At 65.8% G+C, this 15,629-nt stretch carries 13 protein-coding genes; 7 read left to right on the forward strand and 6 right to left on the reverse strand.

The window, feature by feature from the left end:
- Positions 1–163 precede the first annotated feature (163 nt).
- Together ACU8YE_RS03900 and ACU8YE_RS03905 are read right to left on the reverse strand one after the other, a co-directional pair.
- Complete coding sequence (locus tag ACU8YE_RS03900; RefSeq protein ID WP_446928139.1) at positions 164–2,212, reverse strand: ATP-binding protein; 2,049 nt, start codon at positions 2,210–2,212, stop codon at positions 164–166.
- A gap of 139 nt (positions 2,213–2,351) precedes the next feature.
- Entirely contained in the window at positions 2,352–3,650 is a 1,299-nt protein-coding gene (locus ACU8YE_RS03905; protein ID WP_446928140.1) for an MFS transporter, read from the reverse strand.
- 152 nt (positions 3,651–3,802) lie between these two features.
- Here ACU8YE_RS03905 and ACU8YE_RS03910 point away from each other — a divergent pair, with 152 nt between their 5' ends.
- Positions 3,803–4,162 (forward strand): DUF3175 domain-containing protein, encoded by a 360-nt coding sequence (locus ACU8YE_RS03910; RefSeq protein ID WP_446928283.1) that lies wholly within the window; start codon positions 3,803–3,805, stop codon positions 4,160–4,162.
- Positions 4,163–4,179: 17 nt separating this feature from the next.
- Here the strand turns inward: ACU8YE_RS03910 and ACU8YE_RS03915 are convergent, their stop codons facing one another.
- Positions 4,180–4,461, reverse strand: coding sequence for a hypothetical protein (locus ACU8YE_RS03915; protein ID WP_316879434.1), 282 nt, complete (start codon positions 4,459–4,461; stop codon positions 4,180–4,182).
- A 354-nt stretch (positions 4,462–4,815) separates the two neighbouring features.
- On the opposite strand from ACU8YE_RS03915, the gene ACU8YE_RS03920 reads away from it, so the two are divergent.
- On the forward strand, positions 4,816–5,064 hold the full coding sequence (locus ACU8YE_RS03920) for a dodecin (protein ID WP_232039761.1): 249 nt from the start codon (positions 4,816–4,818) through the stop codon (positions 5,062–5,064).
- A gap of 64 nt (positions 5,065–5,128) precedes the next feature.
- Here the strand turns inward: ACU8YE_RS03920 and acpA are convergent, their stop codons facing one another.
- Positions 5,129–7,291 carry an acid phosphatase gene (acpA, locus tag ACU8YE_RS03925; protein WP_446928141.1) on the reverse strand — a complete coding sequence of 721 codons (2,163 nt, stop codon included), beginning with the start codon at positions 7,289–7,291 and terminating at the stop codon, positions 5,129–5,131.
- 274 nt (positions 7,292–7,565) lie between these two features.
- On the opposite strand from acpA, the gene ACU8YE_RS03930 reads away from it, so the two are divergent.
- Positions 7,566–8,963 carry a cytochrome-c peroxidase gene (locus ACU8YE_RS03930; RefSeq protein ID WP_446928142.1) on the forward strand — a complete coding sequence of 466 codons (1,398 nt, stop codon included), beginning with the start codon at positions 7,566–7,568 and terminating at the stop codon, positions 8,961–8,963.
- 123 nt (positions 8,964–9,086) lie between these two features.
- The gene (locus ACU8YE_RS03935) at positions 9,087–10,667 is read left to right on the forward strand and encodes a TerC family protein (protein ID WP_260801551.1); all 1,581 of its coding nucleotides are present in this window, start codon (positions 9,087–9,089) and stop codon (positions 10,665–10,667) included.
- Here the strand turns inward: ACU8YE_RS03935 and ACU8YE_RS03940 are convergent.
- Positions 10,664–11,581 (reverse strand): DMT family transporter, encoded by a 918-nt coding sequence (locus tag ACU8YE_RS03940; protein WP_446928143.1) that lies wholly within the window; start codon positions 11,579–11,581, stop codon positions 10,664–10,666. The two genes, ACU8YE_RS03935 and ACU8YE_RS03940, sit on opposite strands and share 4 nt — an antisense overlap.
- A 95-nt stretch (positions 11,582–11,676) precedes the next feature.
- Complete coding sequence (locus ACU8YE_RS03945; protein WP_446928284.1) at positions 11,677–12,456, reverse strand: AraC family transcriptional regulator; 780 nt, start codon at positions 12,454–12,456, stop codon at positions 11,677–11,679.
- Between the two features lie 261 nt (positions 12,457–12,717).
- Here ACU8YE_RS03945 and ACU8YE_RS03950 point away from each other — a divergent pair, with 261 nt between their 5' ends.
- The 3 genes from ACU8YE_RS03950 (at position 12,718) to ACU8YE_RS03960 (ending at position 15,574) form a co-directional block, all read left to right on the forward strand.
- Complete coding sequence (locus tag ACU8YE_RS03950) at positions 12,718–14,271, forward strand: ATP-binding protein (RefSeq protein ID WP_446928144.1); 1,554 nt, start codon at positions 12,718–12,720, stop codon at positions 14,269–14,271.
- Entirely contained in the window at positions 14,255–14,914 is a 660-nt protein-coding gene (locus ACU8YE_RS03955) for a response regulator (RefSeq protein ID WP_232039755.1), read from the forward strand. The genes ACU8YE_RS03950 and ACU8YE_RS03955 overlap by 17 nt, the downstream gene beginning before the upstream one ends.
- 105 nt (positions 14,915–15,019) lie before the next feature.
- Positions 15,020–15,574, forward strand: a complete 555-nt coding sequence (locus tag ACU8YE_RS03960) for a periplasmic heavy metal sensor (protein ID WP_433867914.1) — start codon at positions 15,020–15,022, stop codon at positions 15,572–15,574.
- Positions 15,575–15,629: the final 55 nt, after the last annotated feature.

Below are 15,629 nucleotides of genomic sequence, written 5' to 3' on the forward strand. Positions count from 1 at the left end.
ATGGGAAGGGCAAGCTGGCCGATCGAGCGAGCGGGTGCTGGCAACTGCTTGGGGAGAGATGCCCACCGATCGGCACAGACGGCAGAGTATGCGGATGCGCCGCCACTGGCGCCAATGACTTTTGTTCGGTCAACCATTCCGTCAAGGCATGGTTGACCATGTGTCACACCAGCGTCTCCGGCCCGGTCTTGCGATGCACATTGGCGGCCAGCACGTGGCCCAGCTCTCCCGGGAAGATCGGCTTGGTAATGACGGACTGGTAACCCGCTTCCTTCGCAGCCTTCAGGCGGATCGGGTCCGCAAACGCCGTCACGGCGATGGCGGGCAGGTCGGTCAAACCACGTTCGCGCACGGCCCGTACCAGCTGCATGCCGTCCATGCCCGGCATGGCGAGATCGCTGACCAGCGCATCGAACGGGTAGGCGTTGGCGGCTGCCTGTTCCAGCGCATCGAGCGCGGCAGCCCCACTGGATACGGTGACAACCTCGGCGCCGTAGCGCTCCAGCATCAGCGCGATCACGCCGAGCGATTCGGGGTTGTCATCCACCGCCAGCACGCGGATGCCGTCCAGCGTCGGCATGCCCGTGCCCGCGACGAGGCCCGGCGTTCGGTTGGCCTGTTCGCCCGGTTGCGCTGCATGCAGGGGTAGCGACACGGCCATGGTGGTGCCACGGTCCGCACCGCTGCTGGCCGCGGTGATGCGGCCGTGGTGCAGCTCGACGAGCTGCTTGGCAATCGCCAGCCCGAGGCCGAGCCCGCCGTGGCGGCGCGTGCTCGACAGATCCGCCTGCTGGAAGCGGTCAAAGATATGCGGCAGGAAGGCCGGCTCGATGCCGATGCCGGTGTCGCGCACGGTGGCGACCACGCCTTCGGGCGCCGGATGTACCGAGAGCCGGATGTGCCCGCCCTCGGGCGTGAACTTGACGGCGTTGGCCAGCAGGTTCCAGAACACCTGCTTCAGGCGCCCGGCGTCGCCTTGCAGCATCGGCACCGGCAGGAACTCAGTCTCGATGGTGATGTTCTTCTGGCGCGCCATCGGTTCGATGGTCTCACGCGCGCGCTCCAGCACGTCGGGCAGGTCCACGGGGCCGATCTCCAGCGGGACCTTGCCCGAGAGGATGGCCGACATGTCGAGCAAATCGTCGATCAGGTGGACTTGCGTGCGGGCGCTGCGCTCGATGGCTTCAATGCCGCGCTTGAACATCGCTTCATCGTAGGCGCGCATGTTCAGCAATTGCGCCCAGCCGAGCACCGCGTTGAGCGGCGTGCGCAGCTCGTGGCTGACGGTCGCCAGGAAATCGTCTTTCAGGCGGCTGGCGCGCTCGGCTTCTTCGCGGGCGCGGGATTCGGCTTCGAGCAACTGCGTGCGGCGAGCCTCTGCCTGGCGGCGCTCGCTGATGTCGATCACGGCGTTGGTCAGGCCGATGATCTCGCCCGTGTCGTCGCGCAGCGGCATGACCACCACGTCGTAGACCACCCGCTGCGTGTGGCGACGCCGGAAGGCAAATTCCACGCGCGTCGGTGTGCCGGTTGCGATGACGCGCTGGCCCGCCTCGGTCAGGCGCGATGCTGCGCGGCGTCCGAACACTTCGCGCACCGTCCGCCCCAGCAGCTGTTCGGGCTGCAGGCCGAACACGGGGTTGTGCACCCACGTGAAGTGCATCGTGTTGTCGACGTCGTAGAGGGAAATGGGCGAAGCCTGCAGAGCCGCCAGCAGGCGTTGCTGCGACAGGCGTTGCTGGGTTTCGGCCCGCGCGCGCCGTTCGGCCCCGGCACGGGCCCGGCGCAACTGCTCACACAAGGCGCAGATGAGCAGCGCACCCACCCCAAACACCGTCATCTGGATTGGCGTGAGCGGCACGGCGGCGGGCCAGCTTTGCAGCGCGGCCAGTCCCATGAACAGCCCCGCATAGCAGACGATGGCCAGCATCCCCGGCCAGAAGCCGCCGTACCACGCGGCAATCGTCACCACCGGAAAAGCAAGGTAGAAGGGCAAATGGATGCCCATCGCCGATTCGAGCAGCACCCGGCCGATCGTGCCGACTGCGGCCGCACCGATCGCCACCAGCCACGCCGATGGGCGAATGGCCGGCGCACCGTTGAACCCGCTGGTGCTGAAAGGCCCGGGATCCGGCAGCCGGGCAGCGCCGGCAGCGCGCGCGTCCGACGGGCGGGACGAAGAGGGCAGGATGGACGTCACAGTCGGGCGCAATACCGGGCGTGGAACAAGGCAGCCAAAGGTGACTCAGGATACGAATTGGCCACCGTCGATGCCATCGGGGTTTCGCTGACACGCTTGCAAGACACTGCCCGATTCTTGCTCAAGCCACCAGCGGCGCGGGTCTGCGGGTTTATCCCCCTGAAGAGGGGTGTCCGGTGTGCTCGGGATGCGGATCGCGCATGCGGTCGCGGTGCGTCAGGGCCGGAAACAGCCGCATCCAGGCTGCCACCACCAAGAGCGTGCCCAGGCCACCAATCACCACCGAGGCCACGGGCCCCAGCAGCCCGGCCAACATGCCCGATTCGAATTCGCCCAACTGGTTGGACGCGCCCACGAACACTGAATTGACCGCGCTCACCCGCCCGCGCATGGCATCGGGCGTGTCGAGCTGCACCAGCGACGTCCGGATCACCACGCTGATCATGTCCGACGCGCCCAGCAGCACCAGCGCCAACATCGACACCGGCAGCCAGCGCGACACCCCGAACACTAGCGTTGCCAGCCCAAACACCGCCACGGCGGCAAACATCACCCGGCCAACGTGCCGATCCAGCGGGCGGTGCGCCAGGAAGAGCGCCATGCCCAGCGCCCCCACAGCCGGCGCCGAGCGCAGCAGCCCCAGCCCCCATGCGCCTGTGCCCAGGATGTCGCGCGCGTAGATCGGCAGCAGCGCCGTCGCCCCGCCCAGCAGCACGGCAAACAGGTCGAGCGAGATGGCGCCCAGCACCACCGGCCGCCCCTTGATGAAGGCGATGCCCGCAAACAGCGATTCGAGGCTCACCGGCGTGCTGACCGGCGCCGCGCGCTCCATCCGCACCCGCGCCAGCAATACGTGCGCGAGCAAAAAGAGCCCGGCTGCCGTGGCATACACCACCGGCGCGCCGGCCACGTACAGAAAGCCACCCAGCGCCGGCCCCAGGATGACGCCGGTCTGCCCGGCCGAACTGGACAGGGCCACCGCGCGCGGCAATGCCTGCAGGGGCACCAGCGTCGGCAATAACGCTTGCAGCGTCGGCGTCTCGAATGCACGCATTGCGCCAATGACGACCACGCACAGGAAGATGGGCTGCACGCCGGTGTGCCCATTGGCCGCCAAGACGGCCAGCGCGAGCGCAACCAGGGCTTCGACGGCCTGGCAGGCGCGCACGACATACCGCCGGTCGTAGCGGTCCGCAATATGGCCGGAGGCCAGCACCAACACCACCGACGGCAGGAACTGCGCCAGCCCGACCAGCCCAAGCACATAGGCACTGCGCGTCAGGTCGTAGATCTGCCAGCCGACGGCCACGCCGAACATCTGGTACGCGAACGTGGTGGATAGCCGAGCGAACCAGAACAGTCGGAAGGCGGGGTAGGAGAACGGCGCATCTGACGGCGTTTGCGCGGATGCGGAAGAGGAGGCGGGAGAAAGACCGGCGTCGCCAGACACGTTGGATGTGCGCCGGAGCCCGGCGATCAATGAAGGAGGCGGAAAAGAGGCGTGAAGCGTCCGTCATCGTAACGGAAGTCGCCCCGTTGTAGCCGCCCGCGCGGGTATGCGGCTTGCGGAACTGCCAGTACATCATTACAGGAGATTTCATGATGGCCACGCACCACGCCAGGTCGAAGCCGGCGACCGCCAAATCATCGAAGGCCAAGGCGAAGAGCCGCCGCTGGTCGCACCATGTGATGGAGACCAGCGACGCGCTGGACATCGAACCCGACATCTTCAAGGCGCGCAGCCCTGCGCGGATTGCGGCGTCGCTCAAGGCTTCGGCCGAGCACAGCCGGCGGCGCAAGGGGACGGCATTCCAGTCGGCCATGTCAATGCTGACGTTCTATATCAATCGGGCGGGGCACAACCTGGGCGCCGGGCGGCGCCGGATTCTGGAGCGTGCCAAGGATGCGCTGCGTACCGAGTTCGGCCGCCCTGCGCACAGCACTGCCAAGGCCCGGCACTGATGAAAGTGCGGCGGCGCTCAGATGGTCAGCATGACGCTGAGCAGTTGGCGGGCGACTGCCTTGTAGTCGGCTTCGTCACCCTGCGGCGAATACGTGGACAGGGTCTTGCCGCGGTATTTGACCGTCACGATGCCGTTGCGGGTCGAATAGGTGGCTTCGATGCTCCGGCCGTTGCGCTCGAGATTGAAGGGGATGGTCTCTGCGACCAGTCGCGCGGTTTCCTGTGTCGCCCGCGGCGTCGGCGCTACGGCCGACAGCGGCGAGTATGAGGCGGGGGCTTGTTGTTCTGGGTGGCGCATGGCGCCTCCTCTTCGGGGAAACGGGTGTGCACTCCAACGCAGGTTCCGTACCAGCCCCGTCCGGCACGGGCATGCCGTGCGACCGCCCGAAAAATGGCAGCTCCACCGCCATCAGGGGTTTGTCCCGCGCGCGGGTTTGACGCCCCGCGTCGGTCCGTTGACGAGATTTGTCAGATTTGTAAACGCAATTAACCGCCAGAATTTTTTGGCCCCGTGCAAATCCGGGCTATCAAGGTGGAGGGACAGGTGCCATTCTGGTAAATGCAATGGCGCGCGCATCGCATGCCAGCCGCATGCGTATCGCGCCTTGCAGGCACCCTGCCGACGTTCCAACCATGCCAACAAGGAGGCGATATGGGTTCCCATACGTACAAGATGATCGAGCTGGTCGGCTCTTCACCCGACTCCAGCGATGCAGCCGTCCGCAACGCCATCGCGCGAGCGGGCGAGACGCTCAAGTATCTGGACTGGTTTGAAGTGCTGGAAACGCGCGGCCACCTGGTCGACGGCAGGATCGCCCACTGGCAGGTGACGATCAAGGTGGGCATGCGGCTCGAAACGCTGGAAAGCGAAAAGCCCGCAGGCAAGAAGAAGGGGAAATAGCGGGTAAAGAAAAGGCGGCCAGGATTGCTCCGGGCCGCCTTTTTCTCAGGACTGCGCTGCTGCTTTATTGCGCTTGCGTGAAGTCCAGCGCGTTGGTCAGGTCGCCCATCGGCTTGTTGCCGTTGGAGACGAGGGCCGCGTCACGTTGCTTGATACCCGGCAGCGTCGGCAGGTCGAAGCGGTGCGTGATCAGGCGCAGGACCGAAGCCGTGTCGTACTGGGTGTGGTCAACGAAACCCTTCTTGGCGAACGGCGAGACGATGATCGCCGGGATACGCGTGCCCGGGCCCCAACGGTCAGCCTTCGGCACCGTGGCGTGGTCGTAGAAGCCACCGTTTTCGTCATACGTCACGACGATCACCATGTTCTTCCACTGCGGGCTCTTCTGCAGTTGAGCGATCACGTTGGCGATGTGCGCGTCGCCGTCAGCCACGTTGGCATAGCCCGGGTGCTGGTTCAGGTTGCCTTGCGGCTTGTAGAACGTGACAGCGGGCAGCTTGCCGGCGGCTGCGTCTTGCAGGAAGGCGGCGTCGTAGTCGCGCAGGTGAGCAGCACGTTCAGCAGCGCCGGTCGCCGTCGCCGGGTCGAAGCGGCTGAAGTAGTTGAACGGCTGGTGGTGCGGCTGGAACTGGATCGAGCCGCTGTAGATCACGCTGCGCGTGGCGTTCGGAGCGTCGGCAAGGGCCGCGTTCCAGGCGCCGGCGTACCAGGCCCAGTCCACGCCACGGGCGGTCAGCAGGTCACCGATGTTGGTGGTGGACTGCTTCGGCAGCGTGGTGGCCTTGGTCGGATCGGCGTAGGCCGTGTTGCCGCTGGCCACGGCGTTGCCAGACGGCTGGTACGGTGGCTGCATCGTGTTGACGGCGTATGAGTTGCCGTTGCTGTCGACCGGCGTCAGGTTGCCGTCCTTCGTGGCGTTGCCATCATCGGCGGCGCCGGCGTACGAGGTCGGGGCACCAGCCATCACCGAGCTTGCAGCCGGGATGAGGGTCGGGGTGCCGTCTGCATTCGTCTTGACGTTGGCGATGCTATTGACCGCCGGCGACGCCTTTGCGTTCGGATAGATCGGTGCGCACGCGCAGATCAGGTATTGGTGGTTCAGGAACGAACCGCCGAAGGCGCCCATGAAGAAGTTGTCCGCCAGCGTGTATTGCTTGGCGATGTTCCACATGGCCATCTTGCTGCCGTCGTAGTAGCCCATGGTCAGGCCGCCGGCATCGGCAAAGGCGGCGAACTTGTCGTTCTTGCCGCCGTTGATCTGCATCTGGTTCTGGTAGAAGCGGTGCCAGAGGTCGCGCGTGATGACGTTCTGGCCGACCACCGTGCCCGTGCTGCCGAAGCCCGAGGCGCTGTCGATCTGGAACATCTGGTTGGGCATATTGGCGGTGGACGCCTGCGTGATCTGCACGCTTTGACCGGCTGCGGTCACGCCGCCCCAGGTGGGCGGCAGCGTCGGCAGCACGGAGCCGTCGAAGTCCTTCTGCGCCACAGCGGTGCCGGTCGAGGTGGGGTTCACGCCGGGGATGCCGTTGGCGCCCGGGAACAGGCCGTACAGGTTGTCGAAGCCGCGGTTTTCTGCGTAGATCACCACGATCGTCTTGACGTTGTTGGCCAGCGCCACGCGCTTGGCCACGCCGTCGCGCAGGCTCTTGCCGATGTCGCCGCCATTGGCAACGGCGTCGGCGATCAGATCGATGGCCTGGTCGATTTCAGCCTGCAGCGCAGCCTTCGTGCCGGCGTCGGCTTCCTTGTTGTGGTCTTCCAGCAGCTTGTCGACCGTCACGCCCAGGCGGGCGGCGAGTGCCGTCTTGGCAGCGTTGATATCGCCGCCGTTGCTGTCCATCAGCACAGCCAGCTCGGTCGAGATGGCGCTGACAACAGCGTTGGCGCCGGCCGGTGCGCGGAACACCAACGGTCGCGTGATCGCCGTGTGTGCACCGGTGTCCGGATCGTTGCGGAAGGCGTCCGTGCCAATTTCAACGGTAACGGGGCCGGAGCCTGCCAGCGTGTAGGCGCCGTTCGCATCGGTATAGGTGCTGGTTTCACCCGAATCGCACTTGCCGTTGTTGTTGGCGTCGATACAGACCTTGGCATGCTCGAAGTAGCTGCCGGTCACCACGCCCGAGGTGGACGCGGAGGCGGTGCTGCTCGAATCACTGCCACCACAGGCAGACATGCTGGCCGCAACCAACGCGGTCAGCGGCAAAAGACGAAGCGCTCGGCTCATGATTTCCCTGGATTGTTGTGTGGGGGACGAAAGCGAGCGGGAGTCTGTGCTTCGTGTGTGACAAGTTGATGATGAAAACGCAGGCGTAGCCCCGATTTCGGCCCAGTTCAGCGTGATCACCATCATCAGGATGAGCAGCGGCACCACCGAACGTTTGAAGACATTTGCCACCATGGGACCTCTCCAAGGGCTGACGTGACACACGTTTGACGACATCAAAGTGTCATGGGAGCCATGCTAAGTTGCAAGGCTCCCAACATTTCGCCTATCGCAAATGCGCCGCCTTCTGCCTGTTGCAACTCATCGCGTGACCGCCGTTTCTGCGCTTGTGCTTGTTGGGCTGGCGGCCGGACTGAGCGGTTGCGGCCGCGGCGAAGCAGCGGTGGCCCATGCCGCAACCGTGGGAGCTTCGGCACCGGCAGCAGCGGCTGCTGCAGCAACATCCGCCAAGCCCGCAGCGGCGCCGGCATACGAAAAAGCCTTCTACACGATCATGGCCACGCGCCGCCCATCGGTGCCGGCGATGACGGCATTGGGCAAGGCGCTGTTTTTTGATCCTGCCCTGTCTGCTTCGGGCAAGCAGTCCTGCGCAAGCTGCCATAGCCCGACGCACGCCTACGGCCCGCCGAATGATCTGTCAGTGCAGCTGGGTGGCGCAGACATGCGCAAGACCGGCGTACGTGCCGCGCCGTCATTGCGCTATATCCAGAACGTGCCTGCGTTCACCGAGCATTTCTACGAGAACGACGGTAACGACTCGGAAGACCAGGGCCCGACCGGGGGCTACACCTGGGACGGCCGCGTGTCGTCCACACACGACCAGGCACGCATCCCGCTGTTGTCTGCGCACGAGATGGCCAACGGCACGCAGGCCGCCGTGGTGGCCAAGCTGCGCAATGGCCGCCACGCGCAGGTCTTCCGCCAAGTGTTTGGCAACGACATCCTGGACAACGAAGACACAGCCTTCCGCGCGGCGCTGATGGTGCTTGAGGTCTTCCAGCAGACGCCGTCCGAGTTCTACCCGTATGACAGCAAATACGACGCGTTTTTGCGCAAACAGGTGAAGCTGTCGCCGCAGGAGATGCGCGGGCTGCAGGTCTTTGCCGATCCGGCCAAGGGCAACTGCGCGTCCTGCCATGTGAGCGCCATCAAACAGGACGGGGCGTTTCCGGCCTTCACCGATTTCGGCCACATTGCCGTGGGCGTGCCGCGTAACCGCACGCTCGCAGCCAATGCCGATCCGAAGTTCTTCGATCTGGGCCTGTGCGGGCCTGACCGGACCGACCTGAAAGACCGCGCCGACTATTGCGGCCGCTTCCGCACGCCGTCGCTGCGCAACGTGGCGCTGCGCAAAACGTTCTTCCACAACGGTGCCATCCATTCGCTGGAAGACGCGGTGCGCTTCTACGCCCAGCGCGACACCCAGCCGCAGAAGTGGTATCCGCGCAAGGCGGACGGCACGGTCGACAAGTTCGATGACCTGCCCGCCCAATACCGCGCCAACGTCAACATGGAGCGGCCGTTTGGCGGCAAGCCGGGTGACAAGCCTGTGTTGTCCGAGGCCGACGTGCGCGACATCGTTGCCTTCCTCAAGACGCTTACCGACGGCTATCGGCCAGTGCGGGCAACGCAAGCCGGCGCGCAAAGCGCCAGCCGCGTTGCACAGCGCTGAGCGCCAGGCTCCACGCGCCGCGGCCCGTTTGTTGCAACACCGTGCGCGGGATTCGCGCAAGGCCGCGCGTGCGCTGCGGTTATCATCGGCGGATCGTCTTTCTGCTGTCTTCTATTTCCCGCTATGACCTGGCTTGCTGACCCGTCCATCTGGATTGGCCTGTTCACCCTGGTGGTGCTCGAGATTGTTCTCGGCATCGACAACCTCGTTTTCATTGCCATCCTGGTCAACAAGCTGCCGCCGGCGCTGCGCGACCGCGCCCGGATGATCGGGCTGGGCCTGGCTTTGCTGATGCGCATGGTGCTGTTGGCCGCCATGTCGTGGCTGATCGGGCTCACCAAGCCGTTGCTCACGCTTGGGCCGGTCGATCTGTCGGGCCGATCAATCATCCTGCTGCTGGGCGGTTTCTTCCTGCTGTTCAAGGCCACCTCCGAGTTGCACGAGCGTCTGGACGGCGAACCGCAGGACGAAAGCCACGGCACCGGTCACGGCAAGTTCTGGAATGTGATTGCGCAGGTGGTGATTCTCGATGCGGTGTTCTCCATCGACTCCGTCATCACCGCCGTGGGCATGGTCAACGACCTGCCGGTGATGATGGCGGCCGTGGTGATCGCCATGGGCGCCATGCTGTTTGCCTCGCGCCCGCTGACGGAGTTCGTCAACGCGCATCGCACGGTGGTGGTGCTGTGCCTGAGCTTCCTGCTGATGATCGGCTTCTCGCTCGTTGCCGAGGGCCTGGGCTTTCATATTCCGAAGGGCTATCTGTATGCGGCCATCGGCTTCTCGATCCTGATCGAGTTCTTCAACCAGGTGGCCCAGCGCAATACCGTGCGCTACGATCGCCGCCGCCCGCTGCGTGAGCGCACCGCCGATGCGGTGCTGAGCCTGCTGGGCGACCGCCGTGGCGCGCCGGCAGAGTCCGAATCGCACGAGACCGCCTCGCACGATGCTGGCCAGCCCGTGCCCGAGACCGTGTTCCGCCCCGAAGAGCGCAGCATGGTCAGCGGCGTGCTGGACTTGGCCGAGCGCTCGGTGCGCTCGATCATGACGCCGCGCCATGATATTTCGTGGGTGGATCTGGACGCCGATGCGGCCGTCACGCGCAAATTGCTGCTGGCCGTGCCGCATAACCAGTTTCCGGTCTGCCGTGGCGGCCTGGATGACCTCTTGGGTGTGGCGCGCGCCAAAGACCTGATGGGCGATCTCGACACCCGTGGCTCCATCGACGTAGACCGCAGCGTAAAGCCTGCGCTCAAGGTGTCCGACAACATCGGCATCCTGCGCCTGATGGATCAGCTCAAGCGTGCGCGCGGGCGCATGCTGGTGGTGACCGATCCGCTGGACGTGGTGCAAGGCGTGGTCACGCCCATCGACGTGCTCGAGGCCATTGCGGGTGAATTCCCTGATGAAGACGAACGCCTGGGCGTGGTGGAAGTCAGCGATGGCTGCTGGGAAGTGGCCGGCGAGGCTGACCTGCGCCAGCTCGAAGATGTCCTGCACGTCGACTGGCTGCTAGACGAAGGCGGCGGTGCCACGAGCCTGGGTGGCTACCTCTTCAACCAGTGGGACCGCCTGCCCGAAGTGGGCGACACGCTGGTGCGCCACGACCTCCGTTTCGTGATCCTCGAAGCCGGCAGCCGCCGCATCGTGCGCGTGCGCATCGAGCGTATGGAAGATGTGACAGCCCCCGAGGCTGAAGCTTAAGACGTCGTCGATGTGGCCGGCCGTGGTGCACGCGCCAGGCCAAGGCTAATCACTGCTGCCAGCACGCAAGCAATGCCACCCACCTGGCGCGCGCTGACGGCCTCGTCGAGCAGCGTTGCTGCAAATACCACGGCTGCTACAGGGGCCAGCGCGGTAAACAACGATGCCTCCGCACCGCTTACGCGCGCGGCCCCGGCATACCAGAGCACAAAACCACCGACGGTCGGCACGATGGCGTAATACGCCACGGCCATCAGCGCGTGTGTTGCCTGCGTCGATGCGTGCAACTGCCACGGCGCTTCCCATAGCGCGGGCAGTAGCGCCGTCAGCAAGCCGAATGCACTCATCAGCGCCGACAGCGCAAGCGGCGGCACCGGCGTGCGCAGCCGCTTGTTGAGCAGGATGAAAAGCCCCTCGCACACCACGGCGCCCATCACCAGCAGGTTGCCGAGCAGCGGATGTGTCGCGTTGCCGCGCGGCTGCAGGGCGATGGCCAGCACCCCGGCGGTGGCCAGCCCAATCGCCCCGAGCACCGCGCGCCCGGGTCGTTCGCCCAGCAGCACGATCGCGATCAGCGCAGACATGACCGGCAGCGTGCCGATGATGACGCCCGCGTCTGCGGCCGACGTGTGCCGTAACCCGGAAATGAGCAGCGTCGTATAGCCCACGCTGCCGGCACCCGCCTGCACGAAAAGCAGTGCCCAATCCCGGCGTGCGAGCACGGGCCAGCGCGTGCGCGTCATACGCATGATGAACAGGAAGAGCGGCAGCGCCATCGCAAAGCGCAACGCTGTCGCCGTAAATGGCGGCAGGCCCGCCGCGATGATCTTGCTGGCCGCCACGGTGCTGCCCACCAGCACCATCGCCAGCGCAAGGTAGAGACAACCTTCAAGTCGATTGGACAGTTTTGGCATATCGCATCCTGCGTGTGTGGATGCCGCAGGATGGGCCCACGCGATGCGCGCGTCTTGAACGAAATTGCAGCGAGGGCAGGGTGAGGAAGATGTGGCTAGCGCGCCGCCGCCACCATGCCCGGCGATACGCCGTACTTGCGCACGAACTGCCGCGTCATGTGGCTTTGATCGGCAAAGCCGCAGGCGGCCGCCACTTCCGCCAAGGGCTGGCCTTGGGCGATCAGCCGGCGCGCCAGGGCCACGCGACGCTGCACCTGATAGGCGTGCGGCGTAAGACCGGTCACGCGGGCAAAGCCGCGCAACACCTGGAAGCGGCTCAGGCCCGTTTCGTGTGCGAGGTCGAGCAGGGAGATAGCGGCAGCCGGGTCATCGTCGATGCGCGTGCGGGCAAGCCGAATGGCATCGGGCGCTGCGTCGGCGTGGTGGCTGGCGCGGTGGCTGGCGGCGTGCAGGGCGTCTGCCAGTACGGACAGCAGCAGTTGCTCGCGCAGCAGTGCATCGCTTTGTGCGGCGGGCACCGTCATCTGCGCAAACAGCAGGCGCATGCGCGGGGCGAGGTCTGCGTCGTGGATGACCGGGCGGTCAAATTCAGCGTCGCCGTAGTGGCTGGGGTGCAGATCCGTCGCCAGTTCGGCGACCACGCCGGGGTCGAGGTAAAGCATGCGCCATGCGCGGCCGGCATCGCCGATGGGTGTGCCATCGTGCACTTCAAACGGATTGACCGTGATGACGTCGCCTGCGCCGGCTTCCACCATGCCGCGTCCGCTGAACGACTTCTGTGCCCCGCGATCGACGATGCCGATGCCAAACTGGCCATGCGTGTGGCGCGGGAAGGTGTGGCCGGAATCTGCGGCGACCGCTTCCACGCCGCGCATGGCGCAGCGACGCATCGAAAACGCGGGGTTGGCCGGCCGGCTGGGCAAGGGCGGTTCCTTGTAAGGGGATACGCGAATCTACGGGTGTGCAGCGTGGCAGCAGCATACGCTTTCTTCGCATTTCGCTCATTTTTTGCCCACAGGCGGTTGGTATGCTGGGGCTTTCTGCGGCAGCGCGCCCGGTAAGATGAGGCCGTGCCTGCTGCCGGGCAGCGCGGGAACCGCTCCAGCCGGGGCGCCCCGGCAGCCTCTGACTCATCCATGCGCCCGTCTTTCGGTATTACCTCCAAGCTGTTCGTTGCGTTGTTCATGCTGAGCATCGTTGTTGCGCTCGCCATGGGCGCGGCGGTGCGCTGGCGCTTTGACGCCAACTTTCTCGACTACGTGAACGCGCGCGAATCCGAGCGCATGGCCGTGCTCGCGCAGGGCGTGGAAGCCGCCTACACGCAGCACGGCAACTGGGATTTCCTGCGCAACGATCGCATGGCGTGGTTTCGCCTGCTGCGCCGCGAGGGTGCCCGGGCTCGCGCCAACGGCATGGGCGGCGACCGCTTCGACCTGCCACCGGGCCATCGCTTCGATCCACTGCCACCCGGCCCGGACCGCGGCATGGACAGAGACATGCCGCCGCCCGGCCCGCCTCCCGCAGGGAGCCTGCCGCCGCATCCGCCCGGCGAGCCGCCCGTGCCGCACTCGCCGATCTGGCTGCTAGATGCGCAGCGCAACGTCATCATTGGCGACGGGCCACCGCTCGGGCCGAACGCCCGATGGCACGAACTGCACCACAACGGCCAGACCGTCGGCTGGCTGGCCATGCCGCCGCGCGTGCGGGTGCCCGAAGGCGCCGACCAGGCATTCCAGGCGCAGCAGCTGCGCGCTACGTGGATCATCGCGGGGCTGTCGGTCCTGCTGGCGGCGCTGGTGGCGGTGCTGCTCGCACGCGGTCTGCTGGCCCCGATGCGCCGGCTGACCGATGCCGCACGCCGCATGGCCGACGGCGACTACGCCACCCGTGTCGACGTGCATTCGCGCGATGAACTCGGCGAGTTAGCTGCAGATTTCAACCATCTTGCCGCCTCGCTGGAGGCCAACCAGAAGATGCGCCGTCAGCTCACGGCCGACATCTCGCACGAACTGCGCACGCCCCTGGCGGTGCTGCGCGGCGAACTGGAAGCACTGGAAGACGGCGTGCGCCCGCTGACGGCTACCTCGCTCGCGTCATTGCAGGCGGAGGTGTCGACGCTCAGCAAGCTCATCGACGATTTGTACGAGCTCTCGCTGGCCGATGTGGGCGCGCTCGCCTTCCACATGGAGCCGCTCGACCTGGCCGATACCGTGTGCAGCGCCGTGCAGGGCTTTACGTCACGCCTGATGGAAAAGGGCATTGCGCTGCAGCTGGACGTGCCGGCAGCGCCGTCGCATGCAACGATGGTCAAGGGCGACGCGCAGCGCCTGCGTCAGGTCATGCAGAACCTGCTGGAGAACACGCTGCGCTACACCGATGCCGGCGGCACGCTGCGCGTGCATGTCCATCAGGACAGTGACTGGCAGCAGATCGACGTGCAGGACAGCGCGCCGGGCGTGCCCGAGGCGATGCTGCCGCGCATCTTCGACCGCCTGTTCCGCGTGGATGCCTCACGCAGCCGGGCGCAGGGCGGGGCCGGTCTGGGCCTGAGCCTGTGCCAGACCATTGTCGCCGCACACGGCGGCACCATTGACGCCAGACATTCGCCGTTGGACGGGCTGTGGATCGCCATTCGCCTGCCGATTCTTGATGTGCTTGATCCGCTAGCCGACCATGATTCTGATCATTGAAGACGAACCCAAGCTGGCCGCATTGATGACCGACTATTTGCGCGCCGCTCACTACGAGACCGAGTGGCTGGCCGATGGCACGCATGCCACGCAGCGCGTTCGCGAAACCTCACCCGAACTCGTGCTGCTCGACCTGATGCTGCCCGGTAAGGACGGCCTGGAAATCTGCCGTGAGGTGCGCGCCTTCAGCGAAGTGCCGATCGTCATGGTGACGGCGCGGGTGGAAGAAATCGACCGCCTGCTCGGCCTCGAGCTTGGCGCTGACGACTACGTCTGCAAGCCCTTCAGCCCGCGCGAACTGGTGGCGCGCATCAAGACCATCCTGCGCCGCGTACAGCGCGCCGGTGGCGTGCCGGAGAGCGCCTTGCAGATCGACGGTGCCGCCTATGCCGCCACGCTGCGCGGCCAGCGCCTCGACCTCACGCCGGTGGAATTTCGCTTGCTGGCCGCACTGGCGGGCGCACCGGGGCGCATTCTGTCGCGCTCGAACCTGCTCGAGCAGATCTACGACGACCACCGCATCGTGACCGACCGCACGGTCGACACGCACATCAAGAATCTGCGCCGCAAAATGGAGCAGGTGAGCCCGGGCACGGACATGATCCATTCCGTCTATGGTGTGGGTTACCGCCTCGACGCCTGAGGTTCAAGAAAACTCCTCGGTTTGCCCACCTTTTGTGCAGGGTCGATGGCTACAGTGAACGTATGGCCGGCTTGCTCGGCCGACGATCTCATGAGGAGCTTCAACATGACCGCTGTGACTTCCCGCGTGGCAGGTTTTGCTGCCGGACTTTTGCTTTCGTGCGCCGCACTGGCCCAGACCGCCGGGCCCGGCGCTGTTCCGCTCTCGCCCATGCCACCCATGGCACCTCATGGTCCGGGCATGATGGAGCGCGGGCCAGGCATGGGCCCCGGCGGCCCGCGTGGCATGGGCCCGCATCATGGCGGCGCGCCCTTTCTGCGTGGCCTGAGGCTGAGCGAAGAGCAGCGCGACAAGATTTTCGCCATCGAATATGCGCAGATGCCGGATGCGCGAGAGCAGCGCAAGGCTATCGAGCATGCCCGCCGCGACTTGCACCAGATGGTGGCGTCAGGCCAGTATGACGAAGCGCGTGCACGTGCCCTGACTGAATCGCTCGGCCGCGCTGTTGCCCGCGAAGCGCAATTGCGCGCGCAGGCCGGCGCCAAGATCATGCAGGTGCTTACGCCGGAACAGCGCAAACAGGTGAGCGAGCGTGAAGCCCAGCGCGTGGCGGAACTCGAGTCCGGCGAAGGCGGGCCGGAACCGGTGCCGATGATGTAATTCGCGGCTGCCCAAAGATGGAATCGGTTCTCGGTCTGCAGCGGAGCCCGAGAAC

The organism is Ralstonia sp. VS2407 (genome assembly GCF_052950655.1).

Coding starts and splice junctions, on each gene's coding strand:
- ACU8YE_RS03910 (WP_446928283.1), top strand. CDS start 3,803: ATGGCCACGCACCACGCCAGGTCGAAGCCGGCGACCGCCAAATCATCG.
- ACU8YE_RS03915 (WP_316879434.1), bottom strand. CDS start 4,461: ATGCGCCACCCAGAACAACAAGCCCCCGCCTCATACTCGCCGCTGTCG.
- ACU8YE_RS03920 (WP_232039761.1), top strand. CDS start 4,816: ATGGGTTCCCATACGTACAAGATGATCGAGCTGGTCGGCTCTTCACCC.
- acpA (WP_446928141.1), bottom strand. CDS start 7,291: ATGAGCCGAGCGCTTCGTCTTTTGCCGCTGACCGCGTTGGTTGCGGCC.
- ACU8YE_RS03930 (WP_446928142.1), top strand. CDS start 7,566: ATGCGCCGCCTTCTGCCTGTTGCAACTCATCGCGTGACCGCCGTTTCT.
- ACU8YE_RS03935 (WP_260801551.1), top strand. CDS start 9,087: ATGACCTGGCTTGCTGACCCGTCCATCTGGATTGGCCTGTTCACCCTG.
- ACU8YE_RS03940 (WP_446928143.1), bottom strand. CDS start 11,581: ATGCCAAAACTGTCCAATCGACTTGAAGGTTGTCTCTACCTTGCGCTG.
- ACU8YE_RS03945 (WP_446928284.1), bottom strand. CDS start 12,456: ATGCGCGGCGTGGAAGCGGTCGCCGCAGATTCCGGCCACACCTTCCCG.
- ACU8YE_RS03950 (WP_446928144.1), top strand. CDS start 12,718: ATGCGCCCGTCTTTCGGTATTACCTCCAAGCTGTTCGTTGCGTTGTTC.
- ACU8YE_RS03955 (WP_232039755.1), top strand. CDS start 14,255: ATGATTCTGATCATTGAAGACGAACCCAAGCTGGCCGCATTGATGACC.
- ACU8YE_RS03960 (WP_433867914.1), top strand. CDS start 15,020: ATGACCGCTGTGACTTCCCGCGTGGCAGGTTTTGCTGCCGGACTTTTG.